The following is a 12,506-nucleotide window of genomic DNA, read 5'->3' on the forward strand; positions in this document are numbered from 1 at the left end:
CGGCGTCCTGCATGCGCAGCTGACCTATGGCAACGGCATGCTGATGCTCGGCAGCATGCGTGACAACGCTTTCGGCCAGCATATCGCGCAGCCCGACCAGCTCGAACATCGCGAAACCCAATGCCCTTGCGTCACCGTGCGCGATTGCAAAGCGCACTATGAGCAGGCCAAGGCCAGCGGCGCGACGATCGTCGACGCATACGCTGAAAAAGAGTACGGCGGCGCGGGTTATAGCTGCCGCGATCTGGAAGGACACCTGTGGTATTTCGGCAGCTACGACCCCTGGAAGGTCGAGTGATTCGGGCCAGCTTATCGATCGAGCAGGCGGCGCCGGCCAGCAACACCCACCGCGATGCGGGCATGCCCACACCGGCATCTTTTAAACGACCCGCACAGCGTAAGCCGAAAAGCACAGAGCCGGCATAAAGCCGGCCCTGTGTTACGCCTGATCACACGAATTACGGCGTGCAGCTCTTGCCGTGGTCGCCGTGATAGCCCTTGGCTTTGGCGTCGGCCTCACTCATGTACTCACCCTTCTTGGTGGTGCCGTACCACTTGTCGCCCTGGCAGTGGTAAACCTTGCTGCTGCTATTGACCCACACCTTGCCATCGCCGCCACCCGGTGCGACCGCACCTGGCGTATTGGCCTTGGAGGCTGCGGCCGGCGCAGCGGCGCCCGCTTTCGGAGCCGTCGCCGCCGGCGTAGCCGCCGGAGCTGGAGCAGCGGCAGTCGGCGCAGCGGCTGGTGCGGCGGCAGCGGCCGGTGCAGCGGCGGCGGCAGCGGTGTACCACTCTTTCACGCCCTTATGACCCGCGCAGGCGCCCTTCTTGCCGTCATGCGTGGTGTAGCTACCGTCTTTACATTGACCGGTGGAACCTGCCGGTGCAGCCGCTTGTTGCGCGAATGCCACCGGGCCGGCCAACAGACAGGCAGCCATGATTGCGATCAGACCCAATGATTTCATCTCAACTTCCTCCAGCACGAATTCGTTAGCCGAATGGAAACTGACGTCCGCAAGGGAACGCCACCTCCGCCATATCGCCGCAATCCACCGCGACATCCCCTCAAGCACGACAGCCACTGTGCCTGCGGCGGCGACTATGCCTCAAAAATGTTAAGTCGCAACGTAGGTCCTCGCGCTGCGTTTATCCTGCAGGAGGCGATGTCGCAAGTTTATGCGATACGGCTCGATCGGCCCGGTTTATTTGGAAACCGCCGCCGGACGCAGGGTCGAGCCCGGCCGCGCTATCGCATACATTTCCCAGGCAATCTCATTAAGCAGCGCAAAGCGATCATCACCTTGCGCATACAAATCCATATGCGTTTTGCCGGGCAGGAAGCGAACATCGGATTTCGCATGCAAGCCATCCAGCACGGCCTTCAACCGGTGTGCCGAACCATCGAGATAAAACGTATCGGCGGTGCCGATGATGAGGTGGATCTTGCCATCGAGATCCGGCTTCAACTCGGGCCAATGCTGCTGCAAGCGATAGGCGATGTCGTAGTGATCGCGCCAATAGGTAACGACCTCGGCGTTGACCGCGCCGGTATCACGATTAAACATCGGCTGCGGACGTCCATCCGCGCCGCGCGGCGAAAACACCCAGTCGAACGAACTGATCTGCCCACCGTAGGCGCCAAGCACGCGTTCGAATTTGGCAAACTGCTCGAACGTGGCGATGACCTTGCCTTTGTCGCGCACCAGCGGATAGGGCGAACCATCGGCCTTGCGATAGACATTGGCCTGAGGCGCATACAGGTCGGGGCCGGTGAAATCGTGAAAATCGCTGGGATCGGGCGAGGTCGACCAGGTACCGCCGAACAACTTCGGATAGCGGGTCTGCAGCCATAGCGTGGCCCAGCCACCGGAAGAATGGCCGTTGAGAAAACGTCCCTGCGGATGGCCGTCCATAGGGTATTTCGCCTCCAACGCCGGCATCAACTCCTCGGTCAGCGCCTGGCCCCACGGACCGTTGTTCACCGAGTCGGCGAATTCATGCGTGCCGGTGGCACTCGACTCATCCAGGAACACCCAGATCATCGGTGGCATGCGGCCCTTGGCCATGGCGTAGTAGGTGTTCGCCAGGGGATTGGTAAAGCGGTCGTTGTTTCCGCCAAAACCATGGGTGTAGTACACCGTGGGATAACGCGCGGCGGCATTGGCGTCATAACCCGGCGGCAGCAGCACGCGGCCACGCATGTGGATAGGCCGCCCCCAGAAGGCCGAAAGCACCGTACTGACGGTGTCGATATCCTCGGTATGTTTGCGTATGTCCGGCAGCATATGGCGCACCGCCTCGGGCATCGAGGGTGGCGCGGCCCATGGATCGCGTGCTGGTACCACGTGCACCAACGACAACACCGGCGGCGTCGCCGCAGGCAAATGCACGCTCACCACGTCGCTGACCAGATCGCCCGCGCCGCGGCCGGTGTAGTTATAGCTGTGATTGACATCGAGCACCGCCTGAACCAGATAGTCGCCGGCGGGAAGCTGCGAGAATCCGGCGGGAAACGCCAGCTCGTCGGCATCCACCGTTACCGCCTGCCCCGGCTCCAGATGGCTTACCTCACGCGCAGCCACCGAGGTTTGGGTTAACTGAAACGGGTTGGCATCGACCTCGCCCACTTTGCCGCCTTTCGTCTCGGCCATGGCGGTCTTTGCATCGACGGCAAATAGCAGCAAACGGCCCGACACCGGCTGGCTGGACGCCGCGCCAAGATCCACTTGAAAAACACGGTGTACCGGTGCTGCTTCGGTACGTGCGTCGGCATGGGCAGTCACCAGCCCAAAGCACAACAGCAAGCCGATACTGCGCTGAAACAAGTGCATGGCGAAGTCCTCGCATCGTCAAGGGTGAAACGTGTGGCTCATCCCTGCCCCGCAGCCCCCGGCAGTCGCCCCGCAGGCTGCAGGCCGTCGCAGGAGAACGCCGGTTTAGTGGGTCTTGTCGCTGTTCAGCGGCGTCAGGCGCAGATCCTGAAAATCGAAGCTGAAGTCGGTCAACGGCGAAATCGGCTCCATTCGCACCTCGCGTATCGAGCCGTCGGCATCCAACGCATAAGTGACAAAGGCATCGGCGTTAAGCGCACGATCGTCCCAGCGCACGATGAAGGTGTCGTGCTGCCATGGCTCCATCGTGCCAGCCAGTTGAGCGGTCTTGCTGAAGCGCAGACGCAGCTTGCCGCCCTCATGGCTGACGATGACATCGCCGTACCACGGATCGCGATAAGTGCCGGCATATTTGCTCAACGGCAAGGACGGCTTGCTGTTCTTGTCGCGTGCGGCGCTATGCTTTTTCCAGCTGTCATCCGCATTGGCTTCGGACTTCTTTACGGCCCGGTCGTAAACCGCCACCCAGTCGGTCATCGGCTTGGCGGCCTCTTTCGCCAGATACGCATCGAGCACGCGATAGGTCACCGCATTGAATGCCGCACCCGATTCCTGATTGGTCAGCACCACCACGCCGAGCTTCAGTTCGGGCACCAAGGTCACGCGCGACACCATGCCCGGCCAACCGCCGGTATGCCAAACCAGGCGCTGGCCGCGGTAATCGGTTAGAAACCAACCTTCGCCATAACCGGCGAAGTTCGGCTTGATCGCCGCCAGTTCGGGCGAAGGCGGGGTGCTGATCTTCATCGGCGTCAGCATCGACCACATCTGCTTCTGGCTATCTTCCTTGAACAGCCGACGCTCTTTGCCATCGGCTGCCGCGGGCAAGCTGCCGCCGGCAAGCTGCACATTCATCCACTTGGCCAGATCGTGCACATTGGCGTAAATGCCACCGGCGCCCGGATTATTCGACCAGGCCATCGGCGGCACCGGCTTGAGGTCTTTGAAATCAAACTTGGCGTGGCCAGTCGCCGTATCCATGCCCGGCTTGAGGTCAGTCATGTCGACCAGGGCCTGGTCCATGCCGACCGGCTTGAAGATTTGATCGCGCAGGAAGTCGGCGTAGCTCTGACCCGAAACCTGTTCGATCACCAGGGTCGCCACGGCAAACAAGATGTTGTCGTAGGCATAAGCACTGCGGAAGCTGGTGGCCAGCGGCACATAACGCAGGCGCTCGACGACTTGCCTGGTGCTGTATGAGGTCGGAGGCCAGTACAGCAAGTCGCCCGCGCCAAGGCCCAGGCCGCTGCGATGCGCAAGCAGGTCGCGGACCCGCATTTCGCTGGTCACATACGGATTGGACATTTGGAACCAGGGCAGATGATCGATCACCCGGTCGTCCATGTTCAGCTTGCCTTGCTCGGCCAGCATTTGCAGCGCCGTCGCGGTAAAGGCCTTGGTGTTAGAGGCAATCGCGAACAGCGTATGCGCATCCACTGCTTCGGGCTTGCCCTGCTCGCGCAGGCCGAAGCCCTGCTCCATGACGATCTTGCCATCCTTGACGATAGCTACGGCGATACCCGGCACATCGAAGGTTTTGCGCGCGCTGTCGACATAAGCAGGAAAATCCTGCAAGGACTCCGGCAAGGCCGGCGGCGACACCTGCGGCGTTTGCGCAAAAGCACCGGTAGCGAATACGAACAACGCGCAAAGACCCACCAGGCGTGGGGATCGGGCTCGCAGGGACATCGTCGGCTCCATCAGTATCAAGACGCGCAACTATCGCGGCAAAGCCAGGCTGAAGCCAGCCCTGGAAGTCACCCATCGCCAGCCAACTCGACTTATGCCCTGGCAACCCCGACCATACGGCCTCCTCACATAAAGCATGCCGGGACGAATGGAACAAACTGCCGAATGGATAAGTACTCACGCATTGACGCTGTGGGCCTGCCTGTTGGTTTTTGCCCTGATCTGCGGCGATATGCTCTGGCGGGTGATTCGACAACAACGCCAACACACGCCGCCAGGCCAGTTGGCCCCGATGGCCTTGCCGCCCAAGACCTGTTTTGCACTTGCGCTGTTTCCGCTGCTGTCGTTTGTCTGCCTTGCCTATGCGGTGCAAACCCACAGCGCACTGACTACGTTTGATACGGCGCTGGCCGAACAACTGCGCCAGCACATGCCAGTGCCGGTGTTGGCGCGCATTGCCCAACTGACCCAGACCGGCAACTTCGTTCCACTGGCCATCGCCGCCAGCGTGATCTGTATCGGCCTGCTGCTGTTGCGCCAATGGCGCCTGGCCGCCACCTGGGCCATCGGCCTGCTCGGCAACGTCGCTATCTATGGCAGCCTGAAAGGTTTTTTTCAGCGCCCGCGCCCGCTGGACGGTCACGGTTTTATCAGCGAGCCCACCTGGAGTTTTCCCAGCGGCCATTCCTCCGGATCGATGGTGTTCTACGGCGGTCTCGCCTATGTGCTGATGTGCCTGCTGCCGCCCCGCTGGCATCGCACCATCATCGCTGCGGCGGTCGCCTCGATCACCCTGATCGGGATCAGCCGCATCATGCTGCAGGTGCATTACTTCAGCGATGTCATGGCCGGCTATTCGATTGGCCTGATGTGGTTACTGATCTGCGTCGGTGTATCGGAACGTGTGCGGGTGCGCCGCCTGGGCCAGCACGCCTAGGCGTGCCGGCTTAGCCATCCAGAGCGGTATCAGCGCCGTGCATCCAGCCATGGCGCCAGCGAAATAAACCAGATGTTGTCATTACCGTTATCCCAGGCCTCCATACGGGCTCGATCCTGGCTGGCCTGTTCGCGGGTGCGCGGAAAGCTCACTTTGTTGCTGCGCGGGCTGCTGAAATACACGCTGCGATGATCCGGCCCGAGGTGCGCCCCCCACGGGCCGCCCTTGTCGACCTCATCGCCCAGATCCACCGGCGTGCTCCAGTGGTCGCCTTCGCGAAACGCTATATACAAGTGATCGGGGCTGCGCTTGTCGGCGTAGTTCGCGTCGAACACAATGAACGATTCGTCAGGGGCAATCGCCGGATCCAGTTCGTGCGAATCGGGCGTGCCCAGCTTGAGCGCCACCGGGGCCTGGTAGGCGCCATCGCGGTAGGCGGAACGAAATAGACGAAAACCGGGAGATGCCACACCTGGCGTGGTATCCGGGCGCTGAAAATAGACGCTGCCATCAGCGGCGATACTCGGCGAGTAAGTGCGCGTGCTGCTATTGACCGCATCAGGCAGTCGCACCGGTACGCCCCAGCCATCTCCTTGGCGATCGACCCGCCAAAGGTGGCCGCCCCAACCTACGGAAATCTTGCCGTCAGGCATCACCGCATCCAGTGCTTTGCCGCCGGCACGGTCGGGGCGATTCGAAGTGAAGACCAGAAACGAACCATCGGGTGACATTGCCGGATCATGGTCAAGCCACTGTCCGGAGAATGGCGCAATCTGCGGTGTAGACCATTGGCCATTGACTTGGTGCGACACCAGGATCATCTGGTTCTGCCCCGCGCCGCGGTCGAAATACACCGTTTTGCCATCGGGCGAAAATGCCGCCGAGTCTTCGCCCGCCGGGCCGGAGATAACCCCCGGTGCAAAAATCTGTGGCACCGCCGTCGATACTGACGGCGTCTGGGCATAAACCATGCTGCCGCATAGCAGCATTGAAGCCAGTAACGTATACGTCACGCCTTTCATGCCATCAGCCTTTCACGGGAGGGATGCGCTTATGTACGCTTACCTTGATCAAGCAGCGCGTGCCTGAAGTCACCGCACCGCGTAGCATCTTGGCGACCCACTGATGATGAAGCTGCCGATGCCTGCCCCTACTTCGCATGGCGATTTGTTTGCCGCAACCCCAACGCCGGCATCAACGGCGACCACTCGTGTGCGTGTCGGCATCGGCGGCTGGAACTTTGCCCCATGGCGTAAAAACTTTTATCCCGACGGTTTGCCGCAACGACGCGAACTGGAATACGCCAGCCGGCAACTGCGCGCGATCGAAATCAACGGCACCTACTATGGCGCGCAAAAGCCCGACACCTACGCGCGCTGGGCCGCCGAGACACCGCAGGATTTCGTCTTCTCGCTCAAGGCACCGCGCTATATCAGCGAGGGCAAATCGCTGCGCGATACCGGCAAAGGCATACACGGCTTTGTGCACGGCGGCCTGGCGGAAATGGGTGACCGGCTTGGTCCCATCCTGTGGCAACTGGCGCCGTCGCGGCCCTTCGATGCCGACGATATCGCGATGTTTCTCGACCTGCTGCCGCGCGAGTTGAACGGTGCCGCGCTGCGCCATGTGCTGGAGGTTCGCCACCCCAGTTTTCTTAGCGAGCCTTATGTCGCGCTGGCACGCAGTCACGCCATACCGACGGTATTTACCGACTCTGCGGACTACCCTTCGCTGGCCGATCTCACGGGAGATTTCAGCTACGCCCGACTGATGCGCAGCGAAGCGCCGATCGCTACCGGCTACCCGGCGACCGCCCTGGACGACTGGGCCACCCGCGCCCAGCAATGGTCGGCCGGCCAGGATATTGCCGAGCTACCGCACGTCACCGCCACGCTGCCCGCGGGCAAGCCACGCGATGTGTTCGTGTTTTTCATCAGCAGCGCAAAACAGCGCAACCCGGCTGCCGCGATGTCGCTGCAATCACGCATCGACGCGCTCGCTCAACCTGCGCGGTAGTAGTCCACTTCGCGATAACGCCGCGCGTATAAGCCAAAGGCCAACGCCGCCAACAAGGCAAACGCCGCGAAAAAGAACATCTGAAACGCAGTGACGCTCAACCCGGTGCTGGCGATGGAATCGGTGACCGCCGGATTGCGCACCGCGGCATTCGCCAATAGCACCCACAGATTGCCGATCGTGGTGGTGAGGTTCCAGAAACTCATCACCACCCCCTTCATCGATGCCGGCGCCTGGCTGTAGGCAAACTCCAAGCCAGTGGCCGACACCAGCACCTCGCCGAAGGTAAGCAAGGCATAGGGCAGGATCTGCCAGGCAATCGATAACGCATGGCCACCATCCATGGCTACCTCATAAGCGCCCACCACGATCCAGGCCAAACCGCTGAATGCGATGCCCGCGGTCATCCGGCGCAAGGCAGTCGGCTCATAACCGAAGTGCCGCAATGCGGGGTACAGCACCAGGTTATTGAATGGAATAAGCAACATCACCAGCAACGGATTCAGCGCCTGCATTTGTGCCGGGTGCAGCCAGTCCGGCGCCACCATCTGGTTGCCTTGCAGGATCCAGGTCGATGCCTTTTGATCGAACAGAGAGAAGAACGGCGTAGTCAGCGCAAAGATCACCAACACCCGCAGTACGTTGCGAGCCCCATCGACCGCCGCATCCGGATGCACGCCACGAGCCCGTTCCAGCTGCAGCCAGGCACCACCGCCGATACCGCCGACCAGGCACACCAGCGCCATACATGCCGCGATCACCAAGCCGAGCGTTGGCGCCATGGCAAAAGCAGCCAGCGCACACAAACCACCGGCTATCGCAATCCACAGGCCCGGTCGACGCTGTGCGGCACCTCGGCTCAACAGCGCTGTGCGCAGCACGCGCGAGAAGGCATGTGCATCCGGCGGCGCAGGTGCCACCAGCACGTATTGTTTACGCCCCAGCCAAAGCACCAGGGTGGCGATGAACATCAGCACACCCGGAACGCCGAAGGCGACCGCCGCGCCAAAGTCGCGCAGAAATATCGGCATCAGCAACGAGGCGAAGAACGAACCAAAGTTGATGATCCAATAGAAGGCATCGAACACCAGCTTGGCCAGATGCTTGTTGCTGCTGTCGAACTGATCGCCGACGAACGAAGCCACCAATGGCTTGATTCCACCCGCGCCCAGGGCAATCAAACCCAGGCCGATAAAAAAGCCGATACGCTGATGCTCGAATATCGCCAGGCAGGCATGGCCCAGGCAATAAACCAGGCTCATCCACAGTACGGTCTGGTACTTGCCGAAAAAGCGATCCGCCAGCCAACCACCAAGCAGCGGGAAAAAATACACGCCGATCACAAAGGTGTGAAAAACATCCTTTGCCTGCAATACACGCTCTGCCTCGGGCATGTGCAGCAGCAAGGTCGAGATCAAGAAAGGGGTGAGAATGTTGCGCATCCCGTAAAACGAGAAGCGCTCGCAGCCTTCATTGCCGATGATGTACGGAAGTTGCCGTGGCAGCCGGCCCGGTACAGGCGGGCGGTTTTCGTGGGCGCTAGCGGTCGCGGGGTTCACAGATGCTCCTGGAAGAGCCGACAAAGAACCCCGGAGTGTGCGTAATTTCTTGCGCTTATGAAACCCAGCCATGAGCCAGTCGCCGATCAGACCGGCTAAGCTCTGCGCCTCGTTGCTCTGAGAGATGCCGTATGCGTGCCATCCGCCCCCTGCTGTTCCTGCTGCTCGTCCTTGCTGCCGGATGGCTATTCACCCGTCACAGCCCCGGGCCTGCGCCTCATGCGGCTGGCACGAGCGCATCCTCGGCCGCCCTGCCCGGCCAGCCCGCGACAGCCACCACCGGCAATCAGGCCTTACCCGGTTTTCTTCCGTCCGAGGCGCGCGACACCTTGGCGCTGATCGCCCGCGGCGGTCCGTTTGCGCATCGCCAGGATGGTGCTGTATTTGGCAATCGTGAAGGCCGCCTGCCACAGCAGCCCGATGGCTACTACCACGAGTACACCGTGGAAACGCCCAACCTCGACTATCGTGGCGCGCGACGCATCATTACCGGCGGCACACCACCGGTGGTCTATTACTATACGGAGGATCACTACCGCAGCTTCCGCAGCTTTCAGGTACCGCGATGAGCACTGATGACCTCCATATCGACCTCAGCGATCCCGCCCGCGGCGGGGTGTTTTTTGTCACCGCCGACGATCTCGACCTGCTGGCGGCCTCGGCCACACAGCACTCGCTGCATGTCAGCCGCATCCAGCTACAGGGGTGTCGCGATAAAACCGAATTGCTCAAGCGCATCGCCAAAGACACGCCGCTGCCCGACAGCTTCGGTCACAACTGGGATGCACTCGCCGATAGCATGCGCGACCTGAGCTGGCTGAAAGCATCCGGATATCTGTTTTTGTTCGACCATGCCGAAGACCTGCGCGACGCCGGCGAGGAGGATTTCGATACCTTGCTGGATATTCTCGACGATGCCGCCGAGAGCTGGCTCGACGCCAACCAACCTTATTTCGTCTTCTTGGCGCTGCCGGAGAGCGCCTTCGACGATGCCCCGCACTGACGAGCACAGGGATTTATGCAAGAACTCGATTTTGAACTAGACCGCGACTACGTCGAACTCAACCAGCTATTGAAGTTAAGCGGCATTTGCGACAGCGGCGGCGCCGGCAAGGCGATTGTGGCCAGCGGCGCCGTGTCCGTGGATGGCCAGCTTGAACTGCGCAAGACCTGCAAGATTCACGCCGGACAAACCGTGCAATTGGACGACATCGTCATCCGGGTGATTGCCGTCTGATAGCGGGCCTGGCGGCACCAGCCTCGCTGGCTGCCGCTTCAAGCCCCCCCCCTAATCGATCAGCGATCGATGTAACCCGGCCCGCTACACCGGCGAAGCAGAGGTAACGGTTGTTCTCTATCCGTGCCATGCCAACACTGGAGTATTCGTTATGTCGCGCCGCACCCTGTTTTCGATCCGTTCGCTGGCTGCCGCCGTGGGCGTAGCTATTCTGAGCGCATGCAGCGCGCCGGCGATCAGCCGCGATGTCAACGCCTTGCCCGATCCCAAGCTCGATGCCGTGGCGCCTGCAGGCCATACCGAGCAAGTGGCCGTACTCGCCGGCGGTTGTTTCTGGGGCGTCGATGCCGTGTTCAAGCATGTCAAAGGGGTCAAACAAGTGTGGTCGGGCTATAGCGGCGGCAACGCCGACACGGCCACTTATGATCGGGTCAGCGACGGCAATACCGGCCACGCGGAATCGGTGAAAATCGTCTACGACCCCGCGCAAGTCAGTTACGGCCAACTGCTGAAAGTGTTCTTTACCGTGGCGACCGATCCGACCCAGCTGAACCGGCAAGGGCCGGATACCGGCACGCAATACCGCTCGGCGATCTTTTATGGCAACGACGAGCAGCAACGTATCGCCACCGCCTATGTCGCCCAACTGACGGCGGCCAAGGCCTTTGACGATCCCATCGTCACCCAGGTCGTGCCGCTTAAAGCGTTCTACCCTGCCGAGGCCTATCACCAGAACTATTTTCGGCTTAATCCGAACAACCCTTACATCGTCATCAACGATGCGCCCAAGGTCGCCCACCTCAAGCAGCTTTTTCCGCAGCTTTATCGCGCCGGGGAAACGGTGGTAAGCGTGCAACTGCACTGACTGACGCCACGCCGTTGACACAGCAGCGGCCACAAAGAAACCGGCCTTATTCGGGCGGCACCAAGCGCAGCCTGGCGGTGCCGGGGCGTGCGCCTGGCATGCGCAGCAGACGCTCGATTTCAGCGGCTGCCAGCGGGCGCGCATAGAGAAAACCTTGCCCTTCGACGCAACCGGCGCGCAACAAGAAATCGTGCTGTTCTTTGGTCTCGATGCCTTCGGCGATCGTACCGATGCCCAGGCTCTTGGAGATCGCCAGCATCGCTTCCACGATCGCCACGTCGTTGCTCTCGCCCGGTAGCCCGGATACAAATGAGCGATCGATCTTGAAGTAATCCACGGCAGACAATTTCAAATAAGCCAGCGAGGAATAACCGGTACCGAAATCGTCGATGGCTACGCCGATGCCCAAGGCATGCAGCGCATGCATGGTGCGTTCGGTATCTTCACCCAACCGAAGAATCGCCGTCTCGGTAATTTCGATCAGCAACTGCTTCGGCGCCAACCCGCTCGAGTGCATCGCCTGTCGTACATCATCCACAAAGGATGGATGGCCGAACGTGCTGGCGGAAACATTCATGGCAACCCGCAGCGGAGGCAGCTTGGCTTGCTCCCAGCGGCGGATCTGGTCGCGTACGGTTTGCATGGTCCAACTGTCGATGCGGCGGATCAGGCCCAGGCTCTCGGCCAGCGGAATGAATTCGTCGGGCATCAATTCACCGCGCGTCGGATGACGCCAGCGCAGCAACGCCTCGACCGCCACAATGCGCCCGCTACGCAACTCGATGCTCGGTTGATAAAGCAGATAAAACTCGTCTCGCACCAGCGCCTGGCGCAAATCCGCGCCAAGCAGCAAACGCTTGCGCGCATCGGCATGCATCATCGGCGTGTAGAAACGGAAGGTGTTGCGCTCTTCGGTTTTTGCCGCGTACATGGCGGCATCGGCATTGGTAATAAGCGCAATCGGGTCGTTGCCGTCCAAGGGGTATCCGGCAATACCAATACTTGCACTCAAGGTGATTTCGTAATCGCTCAAGCGCAATGGCTCGGCCACACTGGCAAGCAGGCGATTGGCAAAATAACCGGCCTCTTCGCGCGTGCGCAAGCCACTGAGCAAGACGGTGAATTCATCGCCGCCGATACGGCTGGCGACATCGTTTTCGCGCAGCTCGCGGCTGATACGTGCGGCCACCTCGACCAGCAAACGGTCGCCCACCGCATGGCTGTAACTGTCGTTGACCACCTTGAAGGCATCCAGGTCGACAAACAGCACGGCTATCGCCCCGTGCGCCTTGGCCGCGGCTTCTATCGCATG

General features: G+C 61.0%; 13 protein-coding genes. 7 read left to right on the top strand and 6 right to left on the bottom strand.

Features of this window, described 5'->3' with window-relative positions:
* Window positions 1-298, top strand: a 298-nt coding sequence (locus OUZ52_RS20300) for a VOC family protein (RefSeq protein WP_266160378.1), incomplete at its 5' end; no start/stop codon positions are given.
* A 160-nt stretch (window positions 299-458) separates the two neighbouring features.
* Here the strand turns inward: OUZ52_RS20300 and OUZ52_RS20305 are convergent.
* From OUZ52_RS20305 to OUZ52_RS20315, 3 genes are all read right to left on the bottom strand, one after another.
* Window positions 459-965 carry a DUF3761 domain-containing protein gene (locus tag OUZ52_RS20305; RefSeq protein ID WP_266160379.1) on the bottom strand — a complete coding sequence of 169 codons (507 nt, stop codon included), beginning with the start codon at window positions 963-965 and terminating at the stop codon, window positions 459-461.
* 237 nt (window positions 966-1,202) lie between these two features.
* On the bottom strand, window positions 1,203-2,831 hold the full coding sequence (locus OUZ52_RS20310) for an alpha/beta hydrolase (RefSeq protein WP_266160380.1): 1,629 nt from the start codon (window positions 2,829-2,831) through the stop codon (window positions 1,203-1,205).
* 105 nt (window positions 2,832-2,936) lie between these two features.
* Window positions 2,937-4,580 (bottom strand): serine hydrolase, encoded by a 1,644-nt coding sequence (locus OUZ52_RS20315; protein WP_266160381.1) that lies wholly within the window; start codon window positions 4,578-4,580, stop codon window positions 2,937-2,939.
* Between the two features lie 148 nt (window positions 4,581-4,728).
* On the opposite strand from OUZ52_RS20315, the gene OUZ52_RS20320 reads away from it, so the two are divergent.
* Window positions 4,729-5,517 (top strand): phosphatase PAP2 family protein, encoded by a 789-nt coding sequence (locus OUZ52_RS20320; protein WP_266160382.1) that lies wholly within the window; start codon window positions 4,729-4,731, stop codon window positions 5,515-5,517.
* A gap of 29 nt (window positions 5,518-5,546) precedes the next feature.
* Here OUZ52_RS20320 and OUZ52_RS20325 read toward each other — a convergent pair whose 3' ends face one another.
* On the bottom strand, window positions 5,547-6,539 hold the full coding sequence (locus tag OUZ52_RS20325; protein ID WP_266160383.1) for a TolB family protein: 993 nt from the start codon (window positions 6,537-6,539) through the stop codon (window positions 5,547-5,549).
* A 118-nt stretch (window positions 6,540-6,657) separates the two neighbouring features.
* Between OUZ52_RS20325 and OUZ52_RS20330 the strand changes: the two genes are divergently transcribed.
* The gene (locus tag OUZ52_RS20330) at window positions 6,658-7,533 is read left to right on the top strand and encodes a DUF72 domain-containing protein (protein ID WP_266160384.1); all 876 of its coding nucleotides are present in this window, start codon (window positions 6,658-6,660) and stop codon (window positions 7,531-7,533) included.
* Here OUZ52_RS20330 and OUZ52_RS20335 read toward each other — a convergent pair.
* Window positions 7,518-9,092, bottom strand: a complete 1,575-nt coding sequence (locus tag OUZ52_RS20335; RefSeq protein WP_266160385.1) for a POT-type proton-dependent oligopeptide transporter — start codon at window positions 9,090-9,092, stop codon at window positions 7,518-7,520. The two genes, OUZ52_RS20330 and OUZ52_RS20335, sit on opposite strands and share 16 nt — an antisense overlap.
* Window positions 9,093-9,223: 131 nt before the next feature.
* On the opposite strand from OUZ52_RS20335, the gene OUZ52_RS20340 reads away from it, so the two are divergent.
* The 4 genes from OUZ52_RS20340 to msrA all read left to right on the top strand — a co-directional run bounded on the left by OUZ52_RS20340 (window position 9,224) and on the right by msrA (window position 11,194).
* On the top strand, window positions 9,224-9,661 hold the full coding sequence (locus OUZ52_RS20340; protein WP_266160386.1) for a guanyl-specific ribonuclease: 438 nt from the start codon (window positions 9,224-9,226) through the stop codon (window positions 9,659-9,661).
* Window positions 9,658-10,095, top strand: coding sequence for a barstar family protein (locus tag OUZ52_RS20345; RefSeq protein ID WP_266160387.1), 438 nt, complete (start codon window positions 9,658-9,660; stop codon window positions 10,093-10,095). Before OUZ52_RS20340 ends, OUZ52_RS20345 begins: the two co-directional genes overlap by 4 nt.
* A gap of 15 nt (window positions 10,096-10,110) precedes the next feature.
* A complete protein-coding gene (locus OUZ52_RS20350) occupies window positions 10,111-10,329 on the top strand; it encodes an RNA-binding S4 domain-containing protein (RefSeq protein WP_266160388.1) in 219 nt (72 codons plus the stop codon).
* A gap of 151 nt (window positions 10,330-10,480) precedes the next feature.
* Complete coding sequence (msrA, locus tag OUZ52_RS20355) at window positions 10,481-11,194, top strand: peptide-methionine (S)-S-oxide reductase MsrA (protein WP_266160389.1); 714 nt, start codon at window positions 10,481-10,483, stop codon at window positions 11,192-11,194.
* 46 nt (window positions 11,195-11,240) lie between these two features.
* Here the strand turns inward: msrA and OUZ52_RS20360 are convergent.
* On the bottom strand, window positions 11,241-12,506 hold a 1,266-nt coding region (locus OUZ52_RS20360; RefSeq protein ID WP_266160390.1), incomplete at its 5' end, for a putative bifunctional diguanylate cyclase/phosphodiesterase.

Source organism: Dyella silvatica (genome assembly GCF_026283955.1).
Lineage (GTDB): Bacteria > Pseudomonadota > Gammaproteobacteria > Xanthomonadales > Rhodanobacteraceae > Dyella_C > Dyella_C silvatica.

Excerpts from the sequence above, each read along its gene's own strand:
- OUZ52_RS20330 (WP_266160384.1), top strand. The coding sequence starts at position 6,658 with ATGCCTGCCCCTACTTCGCATGGCGATTTGTTTGCCGCAACCCCAACG.
- OUZ52_RS20310 (WP_266160380.1), bottom strand. The coding sequence starts at position 2,831 with ATGCACTTGTTTCAGCGCAGTATCGGCTTGCTGTTGTGCTTTGGGCTG.
- OUZ52_RS20325 (WP_266160383.1), bottom strand. The coding sequence starts at position 6,539 with ATGAAAGGCGTGACGTATACGTTACTGGCTTCAATGCTGCTATGCGGC.
- OUZ52_RS20340 (WP_266160386.1), top strand. The coding sequence starts at position 9,224 with ATGCGTGCCATCCGCCCCCTGCTGTTCCTGCTGCTCGTCCTTGCTGCC.
- OUZ52_RS20320 (WP_266160382.1), top strand. The coding sequence starts at position 4,729 with ATGGAACAAACTGCCGAATGGATAAGTACTCACGCATTGACGCTGTGG.
- OUZ52_RS20345 (WP_266160387.1), top strand. The coding sequence starts at position 9,658 with ATGAGCACTGATGACCTCCATATCGACCTCAGCGATCCCGCCCGCGGC.
- msrA (WP_266160389.1), top strand. The coding sequence starts at position 10,481 with ATGTCGCGCCGCACCCTGTTTTCGATCCGTTCGCTGGCTGCCGCCGTG.
- OUZ52_RS20350 (WP_266160388.1), top strand. The coding sequence starts at position 10,111 with ATGCAAGAACTCGATTTTGAACTAGACCGCGACTACGTCGAACTCAAC.
- OUZ52_RS20315 (WP_266160381.1), bottom strand. The coding sequence starts at position 4,580 with ATGTCCCTGCGAGCCCGATCCCCACGCCTGGTGGGTCTTTGCGCGTTG.
- OUZ52_RS20305 (WP_266160379.1), bottom strand. The coding sequence starts at position 965 with ATGAAATCATTGGGTCTGATCGCAATCATGGCTGCCTGTCTGTTGGCC.